Source organism: Anoxybacillus kestanbolensis, from assembly GCF_001996285.1.
Classification (GTDB): domain Bacteria; phylum Bacillota; class Bacilli; order Bacillales; family Anoxybacillaceae; genus Anoxybacillus; species Anoxybacillus kestanbolensis_A.
This window is the reverse complement of record NZ_MQAD01000038.1, coordinates 1-19,673: the sequence shown is the minus strand read 5'-3', so window position 1 is coordinate 19,673 and position 19,673 is coordinate 1. Positions and strand designations below refer to the sequence as shown.

The 19,673-nt window shown below is 41.1% G+C and carries 34 protein-coding genes; 32 read left to right on the top strand and 2 right to left on the bottom strand.

Translation table 11 applies throughout. The features are described from left to right. Window position 1: 1 nt before the first annotated feature. From rplP to BO219_RS13870, 31 genes are all read left to right on the top strand, one after another. Window positions 2-436, top strand: a complete 435-nt coding sequence (gene rplP, locus BO219_RS14020) for a 50S ribosomal protein L16 (RefSeq protein ID WP_003397670.1) — start codon at window positions 2-4, stop codon at window positions 434-436. Next, window positions 426-626, top strand: coding sequence for a 50S ribosomal protein L29 (gene rpmC, locus BO219_RS14015; protein WP_003397671.1), 201 nt, complete (start codon window positions 426-428; stop codon window positions 624-626). The genes rplP and rpmC overlap by 11 nt, the downstream gene beginning before the upstream one ends. 25 nt (window positions 627-651) lie before the next feature. Continuing rightward, a complete protein-coding gene (gene rpsQ / locus BO219_RS14010) occupies window positions 652-915 on the top strand; it encodes a 30S ribosomal protein S17 (RefSeq protein WP_003397674.1) in 264 nt (87 codons plus the stop codon). A 48-nt stretch (window positions 916-963) separates the two neighbouring features. After that, window positions 964-1,332: a 50S ribosomal protein L14 gene (gene rplN / locus BO219_RS14005; protein WP_003397675.1), complete on the top strand. Its 369-nt coding sequence runs from the start codon at window positions 964-966 to the stop codon at window positions 1,330-1,332. 36 nt (window positions 1,333-1,368) lie between these two features. After that, window positions 1,369-1,680 (top strand): 50S ribosomal protein L24, encoded by a 312-nt coding sequence (gene rplX, locus BO219_RS14000; RefSeq protein ID WP_012573859.1) that lies wholly within the window; start codon window positions 1,369-1,371, stop codon window positions 1,678-1,680. 29 nt (window positions 1,681-1,709) lie between these two features. Further along, on the top strand, window positions 1,710-2,249 hold the full coding sequence (gene rplE, locus BO219_RS13995; protein WP_077429977.1) for a 50S ribosomal protein L5: 540 nt from the start codon (window positions 1,710-1,712) through the stop codon (window positions 2,247-2,249). Between the two features lie 34 nt (window positions 2,250-2,283). Continuing rightward, the gene (gene rpsN, locus BO219_RS13990) at window positions 2,284-2,469 is read left to right on the top strand and encodes a 30S ribosomal protein S14 (RefSeq protein ID WP_003397678.1); all 186 of its coding nucleotides are present in this window, start codon (window positions 2,284-2,286) and stop codon (window positions 2,467-2,469) included. A gap of 33 nt (window positions 2,470-2,502) precedes the next feature. Next, a complete protein-coding gene (gene rpsH / locus BO219_RS13985) occupies window positions 2,503-2,901 on the top strand; it encodes a 30S ribosomal protein S8 (protein ID WP_003397680.1) in 399 nt (132 codons plus the stop codon). A gap of 29 nt (window positions 2,902-2,930) precedes the next feature. Beyond that, window positions 2,931-3,470, top strand: coding sequence for a 50S ribosomal protein L6 (gene rplF / locus BO219_RS13980; protein WP_006322642.1), 540 nt, complete (start codon window positions 2,931-2,933; stop codon window positions 3,468-3,470). A gap of 32 nt (window positions 3,471-3,502) precedes the next feature. Then, a complete protein-coding gene (rplR, locus tag BO219_RS13975) occupies window positions 3,503-3,865 on the top strand; it encodes a 50S ribosomal protein L18 (RefSeq protein ID WP_009361496.1) in 363 nt (120 codons plus the stop codon). Between the two features lie 19 nt (window positions 3,866-3,884). Beyond that, window positions 3,885-4,385, top strand: a complete 501-nt coding sequence (gene rpsE / locus BO219_RS13970) for a 30S ribosomal protein S5 (RefSeq protein WP_004888691.1) — start codon at window positions 3,885-3,887, stop codon at window positions 4,383-4,385. Window positions 4,386-4,399: 14 nt separating this feature from the next. After that, window positions 4,400-4,588: a 50S ribosomal protein L30 gene (rpmD, locus tag BO219_RS13965; RefSeq protein WP_035020776.1), complete on the top strand. Its 189-nt coding sequence runs from the start codon at window positions 4,400-4,402 to the stop codon at window positions 4,586-4,588. A gap of 14 nt (window positions 4,589-4,602) precedes the next feature. Further along, window positions 4,603-5,043, top strand: a complete 441-nt coding sequence (gene rplO / locus BO219_RS13960; protein WP_032101416.1) for a 50S ribosomal protein L15 — start codon at window positions 4,603-4,605, stop codon at window positions 5,041-5,043. Continuing rightward, complete coding sequence (gene secY / locus BO219_RS13955; protein WP_077429976.1) at window positions 5,043-6,335, top strand: preprotein translocase subunit SecY; 1,293 nt, start codon at window positions 5,043-5,045, stop codon at window positions 6,333-6,335. The genes rplO and secY overlap by 1 nt, the downstream gene beginning before the upstream one ends. 59 nt (window positions 6,336-6,394) lie before the next feature. Further along, entirely contained in the window at window positions 6,395-7,045 is a 651-nt protein-coding gene (locus tag BO219_RS13950; RefSeq protein WP_077429975.1) for an adenylate kinase, read from the top strand. Continuing rightward, window positions 7,045-7,791: a type I methionyl aminopeptidase gene (map, locus tag BO219_RS13945; RefSeq protein ID WP_077429974.1), complete on the top strand. Its 747-nt coding sequence runs from the start codon at window positions 7,045-7,047 to the stop codon at window positions 7,789-7,791. Before BO219_RS13950 ends, map begins: the two co-directional genes overlap by 1 nt. Before the next feature lie 98 nt (window positions 7,792-7,889). After that, entirely contained in the window at window positions 7,890-8,108 is a 219-nt protein-coding gene (gene infA / locus BO219_RS13940) for a translation initiation factor IF-1 (protein ID WP_003247618.1), read from the top strand. Window positions 8,109-8,138: 30 nt separating this feature from the next. Beyond that, complete coding sequence (rpmJ, locus tag BO219_RS13935) at window positions 8,139-8,252, top strand: 50S ribosomal protein L36 (RefSeq protein ID WP_000868344.1); 114 nt, start codon at window positions 8,139-8,141, stop codon at window positions 8,250-8,252. A gap of 22 nt (window positions 8,253-8,274) precedes the next feature. Further along, window positions 8,275-8,640: a 30S ribosomal protein S13 gene (gene rpsM / locus BO219_RS13930; protein ID WP_003397691.1), complete on the top strand. Its 366-nt coding sequence runs from the start codon at window positions 8,275-8,277 to the stop codon at window positions 8,638-8,640. 25 nt (window positions 8,641-8,665) lie between these two features. Continuing rightward, entirely contained in the window at window positions 8,666-9,055 is a 390-nt protein-coding gene (gene rpsK / locus BO219_RS13925) for a 30S ribosomal protein S11 (RefSeq protein WP_003397692.1), read from the top strand. A gap of 168 nt (window positions 9,056-9,223) precedes the next feature. Continuing rightward, window positions 9,224-10,168, top strand: coding sequence for a DNA-directed RNA polymerase subunit alpha (locus tag BO219_RS13920; RefSeq protein WP_012573864.1), 945 nt, complete (start codon window positions 9,224-9,226; stop codon window positions 10,166-10,168). 60 nt (window positions 10,169-10,228) lie between these two features. After that, complete coding sequence (rplQ, locus tag BO219_RS13915) at window positions 10,229-10,591, top strand: 50S ribosomal protein L17 (protein ID WP_003397694.1); 363 nt, start codon at window positions 10,229-10,231, stop codon at window positions 10,589-10,591. 113 nt (window positions 10,592-10,704) lie between these two features. Next, window positions 10,705-11,559: an energy-coupling factor ABC transporter ATP-binding protein gene (locus BO219_RS13910; RefSeq protein ID WP_077429973.1), complete on the top strand. Its 855-nt coding sequence runs from the start codon at window positions 10,705-10,707 to the stop codon at window positions 11,557-11,559. Further along, a complete protein-coding gene (locus BO219_RS13905) occupies window positions 11,517-12,386 on the top strand; it encodes an energy-coupling factor ABC transporter ATP-binding protein (protein WP_077429972.1) in 870 nt (289 codons plus the stop codon). Before BO219_RS13910 ends, BO219_RS13905 begins: the two co-directional genes overlap by 43 nt. After that, window positions 12,383-13,180, top strand: coding sequence for an energy-coupling factor transporter transmembrane component T family protein (locus BO219_RS13900; protein ID WP_077429971.1), 798 nt, complete (start codon window positions 12,383-12,385; stop codon window positions 13,178-13,180). Before BO219_RS13905 ends, BO219_RS13900 begins: the two co-directional genes overlap by 4 nt. A gap of 15 nt (window positions 13,181-13,195) precedes the next feature. Next, window positions 13,196-13,936: a tRNA pseudouridine(38-40) synthase TruA gene (gene truA, locus BO219_RS13895; protein WP_077429970.1), complete on the top strand. Its 741-nt coding sequence runs from the start codon at window positions 13,196-13,198 to the stop codon at window positions 13,934-13,936. A gap of 146 nt (window positions 13,937-14,082) precedes the next feature. After that, complete coding sequence (rplM, locus tag BO219_RS13890; RefSeq protein WP_012573869.1) at window positions 14,083-14,517, top strand: 50S ribosomal protein L13; 435 nt, start codon at window positions 14,083-14,085, stop codon at window positions 14,515-14,517. Between the two features lie 22 nt (window positions 14,518-14,539). Next, window positions 14,540-14,932, top strand: coding sequence for a 30S ribosomal protein S9 (gene rpsI / locus BO219_RS13885; protein ID WP_003397701.1), 393 nt, complete (start codon window positions 14,540-14,542; stop codon window positions 14,930-14,932). An 87-nt stretch (window positions 14,933-15,019) separates the two neighbouring features. Continuing rightward, the gene (locus BO219_RS13880) at window positions 15,020-15,424 is read left to right on the top strand and encodes a DUF2521 family protein (protein ID WP_006322625.1); all 405 of its coding nucleotides are present in this window, start codon (window positions 15,020-15,022) and stop codon (window positions 15,422-15,424) included. Between the two features lie 55 nt (window positions 15,425-15,479). Then, the gene (gene cwlD, locus BO219_RS13875) at window positions 15,480-16,178 is read left to right on the top strand and encodes an N-acetylmuramoyl-L-alanine amidase CwlD (RefSeq protein WP_077429969.1); all 699 of its coding nucleotides are present in this window, start codon (window positions 15,480-15,482) and stop codon (window positions 16,176-16,178) included. 79 nt (window positions 16,179-16,257) lie between these two features. Continuing rightward, window positions 16,258-17,265, top strand: coding sequence for an Mrp/NBP35 family ATP-binding protein (locus tag BO219_RS13870; protein WP_006322622.1), 1,008 nt, complete (start codon window positions 16,258-16,260; stop codon window positions 17,263-17,265). Between the two features lie 16 nt (window positions 17,266-17,281). Here the strand turns inward: BO219_RS13870 and gerD are convergent, their stop codons facing one another. Beyond that, window positions 17,282-17,881, bottom strand: a complete 600-nt coding sequence (gerD, locus tag BO219_RS13865) for a spore germination lipoprotein GerD (protein WP_077429968.1) — start codon at window positions 17,879-17,881, stop codon at window positions 17,282-17,284. 128 nt (window positions 17,882-18,009) lie between these two features. Here gerD and BO219_RS13860 point away from each other — a divergent pair, with 128 nt between their 5' ends. Further along, window positions 18,010-18,606 (top strand): KinB-signaling pathway activation protein, encoded by a 597-nt coding sequence (locus tag BO219_RS13860; RefSeq protein WP_004888716.1) that lies wholly within the window; start codon window positions 18,010-18,012, stop codon window positions 18,604-18,606. A gap of 16 nt (window positions 18,607-18,622) precedes the next feature. Here BO219_RS13860 and pdaB read toward each other — a convergent pair whose 3' ends face one another. Further along, window positions 18,623-19,384, bottom strand: coding sequence for a polysaccharide deacetylase family sporulation protein PdaB (gene pdaB, locus BO219_RS13855; RefSeq protein WP_077429993.1), 762 nt, complete (start codon window positions 19,382-19,384; stop codon window positions 18,623-18,625). Between the last annotated feature and the right edge of the window lie 289 nt (window positions 19,385-19,673).

The following is a 19,673-nucleotide window of genomic DNA, read 5'->3' as shown; positions in this document are numbered from 1 at the left end:
CATGTTAATGCCAAAACGCGTAAAATATCGTCGTGAACATCGCGGTCGCATGAAAGGTCGTGCAAAAGGCGGTACGGAAGTACATTTTGGTGAGTACGGCTTACAAGCATTAGAGCCAGCATGGATTACAAACCGTCAAATCGAGGCTGCTCGTCGTGCGATGACTCGTTACATGAGACGTGGCGGTAAAGTATGGATTAAAATTTTCCCTTCAAAACCATACACAGCAAAACCACTTGAAGTGCGCATGGGTTCCGGTAAAGGTGCTCCAGAAGGTTGGGTAGCTGTTGTTAAACCTGGTAAAGTAATGTTTGAAATCGCGGGAGTTTCTGAAGAAGTGGCTCGTGAAGCATTACGTCTTGCTTCTCACAAACTTCCAATCAAATGTAAATTCGTAAAACGTGAAGAAATTGGTGGTGAATCAAATGAAAGCTAAAGAAATTCGTGAACTTACCACTGCCGAGATTGAACAAAAAATTAAAGCGTTGAAAGAAGAGTTATTCAACCTTCGCTTCCAATTGGCAACAGGTCAATTAGAGAATACTGCTCGTATTCGTGAAGTACGCAAAGCGATTGCGCGTATGAAAACTGTTATTCGCGAAAGAGAGATCGCTGCTAATAAATAATTGAAATCGAGGGGAGGTTCGCACAATGAGTGAACGCAACAATCGTAAAGTTCTCGTCGGCCGTGTTGTTTCCGATAAAATGGATAAAACAATTACGGTTCTTGTAGAAACTTATAAAAAGCATCCTCTTTACGGCAAGCGCGTAAAGTATTCGAAAAAATATAAAGCACATGACGAAAACAACGTAGCAAAAGTGGGCGACATCGTAAAAATTATGGAAACACGTCCTCTTTCTGCGACAAAACGTTTCCGTCTTGTTGAAGTAGTCGAAAAAGCTGTTATTGTTTAATGAATATGTTCGGGATGATGGATACAAATCCGAAAGGAGGTTTCGTCAATGATTCAACAAGAAACTCGTATGAAAGTTGCTGATAACTCTGGTGCACGTGAAGTGCTTGTCATTAAAGTGCTAGGTGGTTCTGGTCGTCGTTATGCGAACGTTGGCGACATCGTTGTGGCGACAGTTAAAGATGCAACACCAGGTGGCGTTGTTAAAAAAGGTCAAGTCGTTAAAGCGGTTGTCGTTCGTACGAAACGCGGTGTGCGCCGTACAGACGGTTCTTACATCCGTTTTGATGAAAATGCTTGCGTAATCATTCGTGATGACAAGAGCCCACGTGGTACACGTATTTTCGGACCAGTTGCTCGCGAACTACGTGAAAAAGACTTTATGAAAATCGTTTCTTTAGCTCCAGAAGTGATTTAATGAAAAGGGAAAGCCTTTTAAGGAGGTGCGATTCAGATGCATGTAAAAAAAGGTGATAAAGTACAAGTGATCTCTGGTAAAGATAAAGGCAAACAAGGCGTTATTCTTGCTGCGTTTCCAAAGAAAAACCGAGTGCTTGTTGAAGGTGTAAACATCGTGAAAAAACACGTAAAACCTTCTCAAGCAAATCCACAAGGCGGCATCATCAACCAAGAGGCGCCAATCCACGTATCAAACGTAATGCCTCTTGATCCAAAAACAGGATTACCAACTCGTGTTGGTTACAAAGTGGTTGACGGTAAAAAAGTTCGCTATGCGAAACGTTCTGGTGAAATTTTAGACAAATAATGAAGTGACTGAGGAAGGGAGGTACTCAAATGAACCGCCTTAAAGAAAAGTATTTAAACGAAGTTGTTCCTGCTCTTATGAGCAAGTTTAACTATAAATCTGTGATGCAAGTTCCAAAAATCGAAAAAATTGTTATCAACATGGGTGTTGGTGACGCGGTACAAAACGCAAAAGCGTTAGATAATGCAGTAGAAGAACTCGCATTAATTTCTGGTCAGAAGCCAGTTGTTACACGCGCGAAAAAATCAATCGCTGGTTTCCGTCTTCGTGAAGGAATGCCAATCGGTGCAAAAGTAACGCTTCGCGGTGAGCGCATGTACGAGTTTTTCGATAAGCTCGTGTCTGTTTCTTTACCGCGTGTTCGCGACTTCCGTGGCGTTTCTAAAAAATCGTTCGATGGACGCGGTAACTACACATTAGGTGTAAAAGAGCAATTAATTTTCCCTGAAATTGACTATGATAAAGTAAACAAAGTTCGCGGTATGGACATCGTTATCGTTACAACTGCGAAAACAGATGAAGAAGCTCGTGAATTACTTACATTGCTCGGTATGCCATTCCAAAAATAATCATTCCCATTCGTAAAAAGAGGGAGGCGAAAACGTGGCTAAAAAATCAATGATCGCGAAACAAAAACGCACACCAAAGTTTAAAGTACAAGCGTACACTCGTTGTGAGCGTTGTGGACGTCCACACTCTGTATATCGCAAATTTAAACTTTGCCGTATTTGTTTCCGTGAATTAGCGTATAAAGGTCAAATTCCTGGTGTGAAAAAAGCAAGCTGGTAATAAACCCATGAGTTGGGAAGGAGGTAAAACATAATGGTGATGACAGATCCAATTGCAGATATGCTTACTCGCATTCGTAATGCGAACATGGTGCGTCACGAGAAACTTGAAGTTCCTGCTTCAAAAATCAAAAGAGAAATCGCTGAAATTTTAAAGCGTGAAGGTTTCATTCGTGATGTCGAATACATTGAAGATAACAAACAAGGTATTCTTCGAATTTTCTTGAAGTACGGTCCAAATAACGAGCGCGTAATTACAGGCCTTAAACGCATCAGCAAACCTGGTTTGCGCGTATATGCGAAAGCTGATGAAGTACCACGCGTATTGAACGGTTTAGGAATCGCGATTCTTTCAACGTCTCAAGGTATTTTAACTGACAAAGAAGCACGTCAAAAACGTACTGGCGGCGAAGTGTTAGCATACATTTGGTAATTATTTTGCAACGAATGGAGGTGTAGTACATGTCACGTGTTGGTAAAAAACCATTGGAAATTCCAGCTGGTGTTACAGTTACATTAAACGGTAACACAGTTACTGTAAAAGGTCCGAAAGGTGAACTTACTCGTACGTTCCATCCAGATATGGTCATTAAATTAGAAGGTAACGTTTTAACAGTTGAGCGTCCAAGCGATGAGAAACATCATCGTGCGCTTCACGGAACGACTCGTAGCTTGCTTGCAAACATGGTTGAAGGTGTTTCAAAAGGTTATGAGCGTGCGCTTGAGCTTGTCGGTGTCGGTTACCGTGCGACAAAACAAGGTAAAAAGCTTGTATTAAGCGTAGGATACTCTCACCCTGTTGAAATCGAACCGGAAGAAGGGCTTGAAATCGAAGTTCCTTCACAAACAAAAATTATCGTTAAAGGCGCGGACAAACAACGTGTTGGTGAATTAGCAGCAAACATTCGTGCCGTTCGTTCACCAGAACCTTATAAAGGAAAAGGTATTCGCTACGAAGGCGAAGTTGTACGTCGTAAAGAAGGTAAAACAGGTAAGAAATAATGCTGCTTAGGTAAATGAAAGGAGTGACACGAATGATCACTAAGCTTGATAAAAATGCAGTTCGCAAAAAAAGACACGCTCGTGTTCGTCGTAAAGTAGTAGGAACTGCGGAACGTCCACGCTTAAATGTGTTCCGTTCAAACAAACACATTTACGCACAAATTATTGACGATATGAAAGCTGTGACGCTTGTTAGCGCGTCAACGTTAGATAAAGAATTCGACTTAGAATCAACAGGCAATGTTGAAGCAGCTCAAAAAGTGGGCGAATTAATTGCTAAACGTGCACTTGAAAAAGGAATCACATCGGTTGTATTCGACCGTGGCGGATATTTATATCATGGACGTGTTAAAGCACTTGCAGACGCTGCTCGTGAAGCTGGATTACAATTCTAATTAAGAAGGAGGGACAGAGATGCGTCGCATTGATCCAAATAAACTTGAACTAGAAGAACGCGTTGTTGCCGTTAACCGCGTAGCTAAAGTAGTAAAAGGTGGACGTCGTTTCCGTTTCGCTGCGTTAGTCGTTGTTGGTGACAAAAACGGTCATGTCGGTTTCGGAACTGGAAAAGCACAAGAAGTTCCAGATGCTATTCGCAAAGCGATTGAAGACGCGAAGAAAAACTTAATTACTGTGCCGATCGTTGGTACAACTATTCCACATGAAGTGATCGGACATTTCGGTGCAGGTGAAATCATTTTAAAACCAGCATCTGAAGGTACTGGGGTTATCGCTGGTGGTCCTGCGCGTGCGGTATTAGAGTTAGCGGGTATTAGCGATATTTTATCGAAGTCAATCGGTTCCAACACACCAATTAACATGGTGCGCGCAACAATCGACGGTTTGAAGCAATTGAAACGTGCCGAAGAGGTAGCAAAATTGCGCGGTAAAACAGTTGAGGAACTGTTAGGATAAGGGAGGGAAAAATGATGGCGAAAAAATTAGCAATTACCCTCACTCGCAGTGTAATCGGTCGTCCGCAAGACCAACGCGTGACGGTTAAAACATTAGGTTTAAAAAAATTGCATCAAACAGTTGTTCATAACGACAATCCAGCCATTCGTGGAATGATCAATAAAGTTTCTCACCTTGTAACAGTAAAAGAATTAGAAGAATAAGGAGGTGCCTCGGCATGAAGCTACATGAATTACAACCAGCACCGGGTTCCCGTAAAGAACGCAACCGTGTTGGTCGTGGTATCGGCTCTGGTAACGGAAAAACTTCTGGTAAAGGACATAAAGGGCAAAACGCGCGCTCTGGTGGCGGCGTACGCATTGGCTTTGAAGGTGGTCAAACGCCTTTATTCCGTCGTTTACCAAAACGCGGCTTTACAAACATTCATCGTAAAGAATATGCGATCGTTAACCTTGAAGCATTAAATCGCTTTGAAGACGGTACAGAAGTAACACCAGAATTGCTGCTTGAAACAGGCGTAGTAAGCAAATTGAAAGCAGGCATCAAAGTTCTTGGAAACGGTGAGCTCACAAAAAAATTAACAGTAAAAGCTCATAAATTCTCTGCTTCTGCAAAAGAAGCGATCGAAGCTGCTGGCGGTACGACTGAGGTGATTTAATGTTTCGAACAATCTCCAATTTTATGCGCGTGGGTGATATAAGAAGAAAAATTGTATTCACCCTTCTTATGCTCATTGTATTTCGCATCGGTACGTTTATTCCTGTGCCGGGCGTGAATGCAGACGTACTAAAAATGCAAGACCAGTTCAATGCTTTTGGCGTATTGAACACTTTCGGTGGTGGCGCTCTACAAAACTTTTCTATTTTTGCGATGGGCGTCATGCCATACATTACAGCATCTATCATCGTACAGTTATTACAGATGGATGTTGTTCCTAAATTTACGGAATGGTCGAAACAAGGAGAAGTAGGCCGCCGTAAGCTTGCTCAGTTTACTCGTTACTTTACAATTGTGCTTGGTTTTATCCAAGCGTTCGCTATGTCGTACGGCTTTCATAATATGTCTGGTGGTATGCTTATTAAAAACCCAGGCATCTCGACATATTTGCTTATTGCGCTCGTTTTAACAGCTGGAACAGCCTTTTTAATGTGGCTCGGTGAGCAAATTACAGCCAAAGGTGTTGGAAACGGTATATCAGTATTAATTTTTGCAGGGATCGTTTCTAGCATTCCGGTGACACTCAATCAAATTTACGTTCAACAATTTGAAAACGCTGGTGACCAGCTGTTTTTACGTATCGTGACAGTAGCGTTAATCGCTTTAGCAGTTGTAGCGGTCATTGTTGGCGTCATTTATATTCAACAAGCGTTTCGGAAAATTCCGATTCAATATGCGAAGCGATTAGAAGGACGTAGTCCAGTAGGTGGTCATTCGACGCACATTCCGTTAAAAGTGAATCCGGCAGGTGTCATACCGGTTATTTTTGCGGTGTCGTTTATTATTACTCCACCGACGATTGCATCGTTTTTCGGCTCGAATGATGTAACATTATGGATTAAAAAAGTTTTTGACTACACGCAACCAGTTGGGATGATCATATACGTCGCTTTAATTGTTGCCTTTACGTATTTTTATGCGTTTGTTCAAGTTAATCCAGAACAAATGGCGGACAATTTGAAAAAGCAAGGTGGTTATATTCCAGGCATTCGTCCAGGAAAGAACACGCAAGAATTCATTACACGCGTTTTGTATCGATTAACTTTCGTCGGAGCTCTATTTTTAGCAGCAATCGCTGTTCTTCCTGTCTTCTTTATCGAGTTCGCTAAACTGCCGCCTTCTGCTCAAATTGGAGGAACGAGCTTGCTAATCGTCGTCGGCGTTGCTTTAGAGACGATGAAGCAGCTAGAAAGCCAATTAGTGAAGCGCCATTATAAAGGCTTTATTAAATAAAAAGAGGTGTTGGGAATTTTATTCCCTCTACCTCATACAGAGCTGAGGGGGAGAAATTGATGAATTTAGTATTGATGGGACTGCCGGGTGCCGGAAAAGGGACACAGGCAGAAAAAATCGTTGAGAAATACAAAATTCCTCACATTTCTACTGGGGATATGTTTCGAGCAGCGATCAAAGAAGGGACAGAGCTCGGTTTACAGGCGAAGTCGTACATGGATCGTGGCGATCTTGTTCCAGATGAAGTGACAATCGGCATTGTTCGTGAGCGATTAAGCAAGGACGATTGCCAAAACGGATTTTTGCTTGACGGTTTTCCAAGAACGGTCGCTCAAGCAGAAGCGTTAGAAACACTTCTTCAACAGTTAAATCGTTCGATTGATTACGTCATTAACATTGAAGTAGATAAAAGCATTTTGATGGAACGTTTAACAGGCAGACGCATTTGTAAAGAATGTGGCGCAACATATCATCTCGTATTCAATCCGCCAGCTCAAGCAGGTGTTTGCGATAAATGTGGCGGAGAGTTGTATCAACGTGCAGATGATAATGAAGCGACCGTAGCAAATCGTCTTGAAGTTAATATGAAACAAGCGCAGCCGTTGCTCGATTTTTATGAAGCAAAAGGGTACTTGCGCAACATTAACGGACAACAACATATCGATCAAGTGTTTGCTGACATTTGTGAATTACTTGGGGGCTTACAATAATGATCATTTGCAAAACCCCACGCGAAATTGAAATTATGCGTGAAGCTGGCCGAATTGTTGCCTTAACTCATCAAGAATTACAAAAATATATCGAGCCAGGCATAACGACAAGAGAGCTCGATCATATTGCTGAAACGTTCATTCGTAAACATGATGCAATTCCTTCGTTTAAAGGATATAATGGATTCCAAGGGAGCATTTGTACGTCCGTAAACGAAGAACTCGTTCATGGCGTTCCGGGAGACCGTGTGCTTCGCGAAGGAGACATTATTAGCATCGACATTGGCGCAAAGTACAATGGATACCATGGTGATTCGGCGTGGACATATCCAGTCGGAGCCATTTCAGAAGAGGCGAAAAAGCTTTTAGAAGTGACAGAGCAGTCATTGTATCGTGGATTGGAAGAAGCGAAACCTGGCGCACGGTTAACGAACATTTCCCATGCGATCCAAACATACGTTGAGGCGCATAACTTTTCCGTTGTGCGTGAGTATGTCGGACATGGAATTGGTCAAGACTTACATGAAGATCCGCAAATCCCACATTACGGTCCGCCAAATAAGGGACCGCGGTTAAAGCCAGGCATGGTTCTGTGCATTGAGCCGATGGTGAATGCAGGAACCCGTTATGTTCGCACGTTAGAAGATAATTGGACAGTCGTCACAGTAGATGGCAAGCTTTGTGCTCATTTTGAACATACGATTGCGATTACTGAGGCGGGATATGAAATTTTAACAACACTTTGAACGCTTTAACCTTCTTTGCGGATGCGCATCGTAAGCTGTAAACTGGTCGTGTTAGTTGAACATGTTACTCATTTCAAAAAAGAAGGGAGAGCCGTTCAATGGCGAAAGACGATGTAATTGAAGTGGAAGGTACAGTCGTTGAAACGTTGCCGAATGCGATGTTCCGAGTGGAACTTGAAAATGGTCATACCGTTTTAGCTCACGTTTCAGGTAAAATTCGCATGCATTTTATTCGCATTTTACCGGGTGATAAAGTAACAGTTGAGTTATCACCTTACGATTTAACACGTGGAAGAATTACGTATCGATATAAATAACACTCCGCACGAACAAGGAGGTAAGTTCTCATGAAAGTTAGACCATCTGTAAAACCGATTTGCGAAAAATGCAAAGTTATTCGCAGACGCGGAAAAGTTATGGTTATTTGCGAAAATCCAAAGCATAAGCAAAAACAAGGATAAAACTTGAGGAGGTGTACAAATCATGGCACGTATTGCAGGTGTAGATATTCCTCGTGACAAACGTGTAGTCATTTCATTAACATACATTTACGGAATCGGTAAAGCAACTGCACAAAAAATCTTAGCAGAGGCTGGCGTATCTGAAGACACTCGCGTTCGCGACTTAACAGAAGAAGAATTAGGGAAAATTCGTGAAATCGTAGATCGTTTGAAAGTAGAAGGAGATCTTCGTCGCGAAGTATCTTTAAACATTAAACGTTTAATGGAGATCGGTTGCTATCGTGGTCTTCGTCATCGTCGCGGATTGCCAGTTCGTGGCCAAAATACGAAAAACAACGCTCGTACACGTAAAGGTCCACGTCGTACAGTAGCGAACAAGAAAAAATAATTAAGTAAAGGAGGTTCATGAACGAATGGCACGTAAAACGAATACGCGTAAACGTCGTGTAAAAAAGAACATTGAATCTGGTATTGCTCATATCCGTTCGACTTTTAACAACACAATCGTCACAATTACAGACGTTCATGGAAATGCAATTTCTTGGTCAAGTGCAGGTGCGTTAGGCTTTAAAGGCTCTCGTAAGTCAACTCCGTTCGCTGCACAAATGGCTGCAGAAGCTGCTGCAAAAGCATCAATGGAGCATGGCATGAAAACTGTTGAAGTAAACGTAAAAGGTCCAGGTGCTGGTCGTGAAGCAGCGATTCGTGCACTTCAAGCGGCTGGATTAGAAATTACAGCAATTAAAGATGTTACACCGGTTCCACATAACGGATGCCGTCCGCCAAAACGTCGTCGTGTTTAATTTCTCTGTATAGAATTTGCGTATGTGTCAATAATGGGATATAGTCATTCTTACAGGGAAATGAAAAACAGTTGTTGTGCACATTCGGGAACTTATTCATGGGGGAATTTCGATTGAGCTGTCATCGGTTTAATCGGGGTTTCGACGTTTTGAAGGAGGGTTAAAGGAATGCTGGAAATTGAAAAGCCGAAAATCGAAACGGTTGAAATCAGCGAGGATGCCAAATATGGCAAATTCGTCGTTGAACCACTTGAGCGTGGATATGGTACAACTTTGGGTAACTCCTTACGTCGTATCCTGTTATCCTCACTCCCTGGTGCCGCTGTAACATCTGTTCAAATAGATGGTGTATTGCACGAGTTTTCAACAATTGATGGCGTCGTGGAAGATGTAACAACGATCATTTTAAACATTAAAAAGCTAGCGCTAAAAATTTATTCGGACGAAGAAAAGACGCTTGAGATTGATGTACAGGGTGAAGGAGTCGTTACAGCTGCCGACATTACTCACGATAGCGATGTAGAAATTCTCAATCCAGACCTTCAGATTGCTACATTAGCAAAAGACGGTCGTTTACGGATGAGAATGACAGCAAAACGCGGACGTGGGTACACACCAGCTGACGCTAACAAGCGCGAGGATCAACCGATAGGTGTTATCCCGATCGATTCCATTTATACGCCGGTATCGCGCGTATCGTACCAAGTCGAAAATACGCGCGTCGGTCAAATGACAAATTACGACAAGTTAACGATCGACGTGTGGACAGATGGTAGCATCGGCCCGAAAGAAGCAATCTCACTAGGGGCAAAAATTTTAACAGAGCACTTAAACATTTTTGTGAACTTAACAGATGAAGCGCAACACGCTGAAATCATGATCGAAAAAGAAGAAGATCAAAAAGAAAAAGTGCTCGAGATGACAATTGAAGAGCTTGATCTTTCTGTTCGTTCGTACAACTGCTTAAAGCGTGCTGGCATTAATACAGTACAAGAGCTTGCGCAAAAAACAGAGGAAGATATGATGAAAGTGCGCAACTTAGGCCGCAAGTCGCTTGAAGAAGTAAAGGCGAAGTTAGAAGAGCTAGGATTAAGCTTACGTAAAGATGACTAGTTAAGCGTTTGGTTAACTAGGCATTTTCATGTTAAAAGTGAAATAAAGGAGGGACATCACATGTCTTACAGAAAATTAGGACGCACAAGCTCTCAACGTAAAGCATTGCTTCGTGACTTAGTGACAGACTTAATCATTAATGAGCGAATTGAAACAACAGAAGCTCGTGCAAAAGAGTTGCGGTCTGTTGTAGAAAAAATGATTACATTAGGAAAGCGCGGCGATTTGCACGCACGTCGTCAAGCGGCTGCATTCGTACGCAAAGAAGTCGCAAACACAGAAACAGGTCAAGATGCGATTCAAAAATTGTTTAGCGACATCGCACCTCGTTACCAAGACCGTCAAGGTGGTTATACGCGCATTATGAAACTTGGACCACGCCGTGGTGACGGTGCGCCAATGGTTATTATTGAACTAGTTTAATACGTTTTTACAAGGGCGAGACAGTTTTTGAACTGGATCTATGCCCTTTTTTTGTTTTCTTTTTTGTAGTAGAGTAGAGAGTAAGAAAATTCAGAAGAGATGAGGAGAGAGACGTGGAAGTTGCAGTACGTGTAGAACATGTGAGTTTTCAATATGCAAATGAACAAACACATGCCCTGCAAAACGTGTCGTTTCAAGTGCACAAAGGCGAATGGGTAACGATTGTCGGACATAATGGCTCAGGGAAGTCCACGCTTGCAAAGTTGTTAATTGGATTGCTACCACCGACAAGCGGCACGATTCACGTATGTGGGATTCCATTAAATGACGAAACGGTATGGGACGTACGTGAGCGATTAGGTATTGTATTTCAAAATCCAGATAACCAGTTTGTTGGAACGACTGTTCAAGATGATGTTGCCTTCGGTCTTGAAAATCGCGGCGTACCAAAACATGAAATGGAAAAGCGCATAAAAGAAGCGTTACAAAAAGTAGGTATGGAAAATTTCATGAATGACGAACCACATCGTCTATCAGGTGGACAAAAACAACGTGTGGCGATCGCAAGCGCCATTGCTCTTCAACCAAATATCATTATTTTAGATGAGGCAACATCGATGCTTGATCCGAATGGCAAAAAAGAAGTGCTTCAAGTGATCCAATCACTTCGTTGTGAACACGATATGACGGTTATTTCAATTACTCATGACTTAAATGAAGTGGCAAAAGCCGACCGAGTGATTGTCATGAATAAAGGAAGGATCGCACTAGAGGGAACACCTAAACATATTTTTGCGCATGGGACGAAGTTAGAAGAAATGGGGTTAGACTTACCGTTTTCGATGCAACTAAGTCAACGGTTGAAGGACGATCGTATTCCGATTACAACCGATCATTTGACAATAGAGGGGTTGGTGAGTGAATTATGGACATTGTATTCCGCGATGTCGAACATCGCTACCAAATAAATACCCCTTTTGAGAAGCGGGCGCTGTACGATATTCATGTTAACATTCGTAGTGGCTCGTATGTTGCGGTAATCGGTCATACCGGATCAGGAAAATCCACCTTTTTACAACATTTAAATGGCTTACTTCAACCGACAAAAGGGACGGTTCATCTTGGTAATTGTACAATTACAGCAGGAAAAAAAGAAAAACAGTTAAAGCCTTTAAGGAAAAAAGTGGGCATTGTGTTTCAATTTCCTGAACATCAACTATTTGAAGAGACAGTAGAAAAAGATATTTGTTTTGGACCGATGAACTTTGGAATGACAGAAGAGGAGGCGAAAGCTCGCGTTAGTGAGTGGTTAGCGCTTGTCGGATTGCCAGAAGACGTGCGACATAAATCCCCATTTGCTTTGAGCGGTGGGCAAATGCGTCGGGTGGCTATTGCGGGTGTGCTAGCAATGGGCCCAGAGGTACTCGTGTTAGATGAACCTACTGCAGGGTTAGATCCTCGTGGGCGAAAAGAAATGATGGATATGTTTGCACAACTCCAACGACAAAAAGGAATGACGATTGTGCTTGTTACACATAGCATGGAAGAGGCAGCACGTTATGCGGATGACATTATCGTGATGCATCAAGGAACGATTGTGCGAAGAGGAACACCTGAACATATTTTCCAACACGTCGATGATTTAATAAACCTTGGGTTAGATGTCCCCGAAACAGTTTTGTTTCAGCGGGCAATCGAACAAAAATTCGGTGTGCAGTTTCACACCCCATGTTTGACGATAGAAGATGTCGTTACAAACTTACAAACGTTATTTAATAAGGTGAAGCGCATATGATGAACAGTATGATTATTGGAAAATATGTTCCCGGAGATTCTCTTATTCATCGTCTTGATCCACGCACGAAATTGTTGTTCATGTTTATATATGTATTCATTGTGTTTCTTGCTAACAACGGCTGGACATACGGATTGTTGACCTTCTTCACATGTGTGTTGTTGCTTTTATCACGCATCCCATTTTCATTTATGGTGAAAGGGTTAAAGCCAGTTTTATGGATTATCGTATTCACATTTCTTCTTCATGTATTGTTAACAAAAGAAGGGGAGATCGTTTTCCAATGGCTTGGGATCGAAGTGTACGATAAAGCGATTCAACAGGGGACGTTTATTTCGTTGCGCTTTTTACTTCTCATTGTTGTTACAACGCTAGTGACGTTAACGACGACGCCGATTGAAGTGACAGATGGTATGGAGTCGTTGCTTTCACCGTTAAAAAAGTGGAATATACCTGTGCATGAATTAGCGTTAATGATGTCGATTTCTCTTCGCTTTATCCCAACATTGATGGAAGAAACCGAAAAAATTATGAAAGCTCAAACGGCCCGCGGTGTCGATTTTTCAAGCGGACCGCTATCAGAACGGATGAAGGCGATGACGGCGTTGCTCGTTCCGCTATTCATTAGCTCCTTTAAACGAGCAGAAGAGCTGGCTATTGCCATGGAAGTACGCGGATATCGGGGCGGCCGAAATCGAACAAAATGGCGCGAGTTAACATGGAGACGAATAGATACAGCTTTTATGCTTTTGCTTGGCCTATTGGCTATTTTGCTATGGTTACTTCGTTCATAAAAAGGAGCGAACATCATGAGAAGAATCAAATGCACTATTGCGTACGATGGTACGCATTTTGCGGGGTACCAAATTCAACAACAAAAGCGAACGGTACAAGGAGAGCTTGAGCGTGCGCTTTCGATCATTCATAAGGGGCAATTTGTTCGCGTATATGCGTCAGGACGGACGGACGCTACGGTCCATGCATATGGACAAGTCATTCATTTTGATACACCCCTTATGATCCCAGATGAAAGATGGCCAAAAGCATTAAACGCTCTTCTTCCCGATGACGTCATTGTGAAAGAAGCAAGCGAGGTACCTTCTTCTTTTCATGCGCGGTTTAGTGTGAAAAAGAAAGAATATCGTTACCGTGTCTGGATAGGAGAGAAAAACGTATTTTTACGCCATTACGTCTATCACCATCCGTATGATGTTAGTGTCCCAGCGATGAATGAAGCCCTTCGTTATTTAATCGGAACGCACGATTTCACGAGTTTTTGTTCAGCAAAAACAGAAGTGGACGATAAAGTTCGTACAATTTATGAAGCGGAAGTTGTTCAGGAAGGAGAAGAGCTTATCTTCCGTCTCGTTGGCAATGGCTTTTTATACAATATGGTTCGCATTATCGTTGGAACAGTGCTAGAAGTCGGGCGCGGAGAACGATGCGCAGAAGAGATCAAAACAATTTTGGAACAGAAAAATCGAAGCGTTGCGGGAAAGACAGCCCCAGGTCACGGTCTTTATTTGTGGCACGTTTCGTATGACAACTAATCCAGGTGTAACATTTTCTTGACATTGGGTGTTGAAAGAGATATTATATCATATGGTATGTATTTTAAACCCACGATTAGCCCCGGAAATTAATCGTGTTGAAATAAATATCGCTTGTTCATTTTTTATTTTAGGAGGGAAAACAAATGCGTACGTATATGGCGAAGCCAAATGAAGTAGAACGTAAATGGTACGTTGTTGATGCAGAAGGCAAAACGTTAGGACGTCTTGCTAGTGAAGTTGCTGCAATTTTGCGCGGTAAACATAAACCAACTTACACACCGCATGTTGACACTGGTGATCATGTGATCATCATCAACGCAGAGAAAGTTGAATTAACAGGTAAAAAATTAACAAACAAATTATACTACCGTCACAGCTTACATCCAGGCGGATTAAAAGTAAGAACAGCGCTTGAAATGCGCACAAATTATCCAGAGCAAATGCTTGAAAGAGCAATTCGTGGCATGCTTCCAAAAGGTAGCCTTGGTCGTCAAATGTTCAAAAAATTGCACGTTTACCGTGGAAGTGAACATCCGCATCAAGCACAAAAACCAGAAGTTTACGAACTTCGTGGATAATTGATTAAAGGAGGGCATTATTTTGGCACAGGTACAATACTACGGCACAGGCCGTCGCAAAAGTTCAGTTGCGCGTGTGCGTCTCGTTCCAGGTGAAGGACGTATTATCGTAAATGGTCGTGACATTCGTGATTATGTTCCATATGAATCGTTAGTTGAAGTTGTAAAACAACCGCTTGTTTTAACAGAAACATTCGGTAGCTATGATGTGTTAGTAAACGTAAGCGGCGGTGGATTTACAGGTCAAGCAGGCGCAATTCGTCACGGTATCGCTCGTGCGTTGTTGCAAGTTGACCCTGAATATCGTCAAACATTAAAGCGTGCAGGATTATTAACGCGCGACTCTCGTGTGAAAGAGCGTAAGAAATACGGTCTTAAAGGCGCTCGTCGTGCACCACAATTCTCAAAACGTTAATTCAAAAATCTCGGCAATTATTTGCCGAGATTTTTTTGTATATCTCTCCTTCTTACGTGGACAATATGTGTGAGGAGGGATAAAAAGTTGGGAATACTTACGTCGTTTACGGTAAAAAAGGTAGAAAAGCAACTGATTGATGAACGAAATGCATTGCGCGATCTTTCTTATCGTGAACTGTGGGAACGTACGCGCACGTATTGGAAGCGATACATTGTTATTTCTGAATGTATTGAAACAATATGTATTGATGTGGCGATTGAAGCATATTTGATCGGAGTACATTATAGTCGTTTTATATATTATGGTGAATCAACGGAAACAGTGAAAAGACGTTGTACTGATGAATATACGCAACTTATTTATGAATTGTATGAGCATATGAAGCAATACGGAGATGACTTGTACGATGTATGCGCCCGTTACATAGATGGATGGTGGAAAGAAGGAGTCGAAAAAGGATTGCGTCGCAAACGTCTTCGTTTAAAGTAATTGTTCTAAATTCCTCCCTTGTCCCATATAACATAAATAGTGGGGAGGAGAAGGGATGAAAATACGTATTATTATTTTTTCCATTGTTTTTGTCCTTTTTTTACAGTTTTATGTCCTTCATGATCGCTCTTGGAAAGCATGGAGCTTACCGTTATCAGGAAAAATTATTGTTCTTGATCCGGGGCATGGAGGACCTGATGGGGGAGCGGTTGGAGGAGACGTTTTGGAGAAAGAAATCGCGCTACATGTGGCGTTGAAATTACGCGATTATTTGCAACAACAAGGTGCGCTTGTTCAAATGACAAGAGAAGGAGATCATGATTTAGCTAGCGAACAGACAAGAGGATATAGCCGAAGAAAAATAGAAGACTTACAACGGCGAGTGCAGTTTGTTAATGAGTCAGAGGCAGATTTTTTCATTAGTATTCACTTAAATGCCATCCCCTCGCCGAAGTGGAGAGGCGCACAAGTTTTTTACTATCCTTCACTAGAGGAAAATGCAAGATTAGCTAAGTTTATTCAACAAGAGCTACGTGTCAATTTGGAAAATACACATCGATTGGCGAAGCCCATTCAAACGGTATATTTATTAAAAATGGCTAAAAAGCCAGGGGCTTTAGTTGAAATTGGTTTTTTATCAAACGAGGAAGAACGAAAACTACTAGCGTCTTCATCGTATCAGGAAAAGTTAGCGGCTTCGATTTACAAAGGCATTTTACGTTACGTATCAAATGAACGTGATCCTTCTGAGTGAGAAGGATTCATTTTTTTATCCAGAAAATTATGTTATATTGAAAGTGTGAAATCGAATACATAAGGATTGGTGAGGTGCAATGTTGACAGAAAAACAAGTTGTGGAGCTACTCGAAACGATTTACGACCCTTTTTTGAAAAAAACGTTTAAAGAAACAGGTGCAATTCAAGAAGTTAAAATAAATAAAGAAAAAGGGCTAGTAAGTGTAAAAATTGCTTTAGCGAAAACAGGAACGGCAGAACAACTTCAAGTGCAACAAACCGTTGTGCAACGTTTAAAAGACGCAGGAGCGTCTTCTGTGGGGCTTCGTTTTGCCCAATTGCCGTTTGAAGAAGAACGTACAACAAATGAACCGATTTATTTAGCGATTGCGAGCGGAAAAGGAGGGGTAGGAAAATCAACCGTATCCGTCAATTTAGCCGTTTCGCTTGCTCGGCTTGGGAAAAAAGTTGGGTTAATTGACGCAGATATTTATGGATTTAGTGTACCGGATATGATGGGCATTACAGAACGTCCGGTTGTTCGTGGAGAAAAAATTATTCCCGTTGAACGTTTCGGTGTAAAAGTGATTTCGATGGGGTTTTTTGTAGAAGATAACTCGCCGGTTATTTGGCGTGGACCGATGCTTGGGAAAATGTTAAAAAACTTTTTTGACGAAGTGGAATGGGGAGAATTAGACTACTTATTATTAGATTTACCACCAGGTACAGGGGATGTAGCGTTAGATGTGCATACAATGCTCCCAACATCGAAAGAAATCATCGTAACAACTCCTCACCCAACGGCTGCTTTTGTTGCAGCGAGAGCGGGGGCGATGGCCGTTCGGACGAATCACGAAGTTGTTGGTGTTATCGAAAATATGTCTTATTTTGAAAGTAAAACAACCGGTGAAAAAGAATATATTTTCGGAAAAGGGGGCGGCCAAAAATTAGCGGAAGAATTGCAGACGGATTTACTTGGGCAATTGCCGCTTGGGCAACCGGATTGGAATGACGAGGATTTTGCTCCTTCTATATATGGTGAAGATCATCCAATTGGAAAAGTATATATGGATATTGCTAAAAAAATTATTGCGAAATTACGGTGAGGGGCTTAGTCGCCCCTCATGCTGTTTGATCTTCACTTGATCCTTCTTGATCCGATTTTTTCTTATCGCCTTGCATTTCTTCTGCTGCTTTGATGAGGATGTCTTCAATTTTTGCTTTAAATAACGGGCTGTTGAATGTTTCTGTAATGACTTTTTGTAAGTGAGCTCGAAAATCTTTGTTTTTCATTTCTGTTTGTATTAATTTTTTCATTTCTGGGTTTTGCATAATGTCTACAATCATAGCTTGATATTCAGGATCTTTCATTAACGCTTTTAATAATTTTTCATGCTCTTCCTGCATGCTTTTCGCGAAACTTTGCGCGAACTTTGGGTCTTCAAAAGTTTTTTTCCAAAACGCTTTTCCTTTTTCAGAGGTTAATGTTTCTTCGATAGTTTTTTTTACAATTTGTTGATCCATAACAAGCTGTTGTTTGACTTTTTCATCACTCATCACTTCTTGAATTGCTTTTTTTCCTTCGTCTGTTTTTAAAATATCAACGACCATTTTTTTCGTTTGGTCGTAATCGGGTTGCGCAGGAGTTTTTTCTTGCTGGGCACACCCTGTCATCATTAATACGTAACTAAACACGAGGAGCAAAAGTGTTCGATTCATCATCAAGGGCCCCTTTCAACAAATTTCCTTACTGTTAATATTCAATGTTCTTTGAAAAAATATTCGCTAGCATTTTTCTTATTTCGTTGATAGAATTTTGAAAGGGATATTGAGAAGTGGAGGTTGCATAAGTGAACAGTCGAAAGTGGGTTCAATTATTTTTTTCTACGTTGTTTGTCGGCGGAATAAGCACGGGGATTGTTGGCTTTGTTGTGAAATGGAATGAATACGCACATCTTTTCACATCGTTTGAGATAAAAGAAATTTTATCTGTTCTCGTTTGGCTTATTGGTGTAGGTTTCATTTTTAGCGTCATTAGTCAAATGGGCTTTTTTGCATACTTAACGATTCATCGTTTTGGACTTGGAATTTTCCGATCTGTCGGACTATGGAATGCGGTACAAATTGTTCTCATTGCTTTTGTTTTATTTGATCTCGTTTATTTTCGCTACCAACTGTTTGCGAAAGAAGGCGAATCGATCGTCAGCTATGTACTCGTTGCTTTATTGATTTTTTTGTTTGGACTCGTTGTAGCCTATGTAAAAATGCGTGAGACAAATAAAGAAGCGTTTGTTCCTGCGTTATTTTTTATGGTTGTTGTAACGGTGATTGAGTGGTTTCCGGTATTGCGGATCAACGAAGAAAATTGGTTGTATTTAATGTTGTTTCCGTTATTGATTTGTAATGCGTATCAGTTGCTTACATTGCATCGACTTTTGCGGAAATAAAATGAGGCTTGCTGCCTCATTTTATTTCTTTACTTTTTATATGAGCGTTATTGACAAGATCGGATATGGTCACACTTTTATATCCTTCTTTTTTCATCCAAACGATAATTTGCTCTAATGCATGAGCGGTTTGCTTCGCTGAGTCTGATGCATGAAGTAACACAATATCTCCGCCTTTTGCGTTTTTTGTCACATTTTCAACAATGACATTTACGCCAGGATTAAGCCAGTCTTTTGAATCAACACTCCAATGAACAACAGTATGACCAAAAGAATGAACAACTTTCAAAACGTTTTTATTAAAATTTCCTGTCGGCACGCGTAGGAAAGGGGTATGTTTAATGCCTAACGTATCAAACACTTTTTTAGCTTGAGCTAAGTCACGAATAATTTTCCCTCTCTCTAGTTCAGTATAGTTTTTGTACTCATAACCCATACTCCCGATCTCGTGTCCATCATCTACGATTTTTTTTACGATGCGTGGGTGACGTTCAGCCCAAGAAGCAGATAGAAAAAATGTAGCTTTCACTCCATGTTTTTTTAGCACGTTTAAAACAGGTATCGCATTTGTTTCTCCCCAACTAATATCAAATGTCAATGCGAGCTCATTGTTTTTATTTTCAACTTTGTAAATGGCTTTCGGCCCAGGGTCAGTGGAAAATACAAACTCACTTGCAAGCTGTTGAATGTAAAAAATCGAAGCTGTGACGAAGGCAATTGATATGATGAGAAGCCATTTTTTTATTTCTTTTCCGTCGAGTATATAAAAAAACTTCAACATTTGTCCCCCCTTGTCCTTTTTATGACCATCTTATGCAAGAAATAACATGATATGATCAACGAATAAACGAGAACATTTTTTTTTAAAAATAATGTTGACAACAAAATAAAATGTATGTTAAATTAATAAACGTCGTCAGCAACGAAAAATGTGGTTGACGATAAGTGAAAAAAGTGTTAAAATGCTGAAGTCGTTGTTTGACAAAGAGATGTTCCTTGAAAACTGAACGAAGCGAAAAGCGTAAAGAAGCTAGAGATATGAACTTTCTATGGAGAGTTTGATCCTG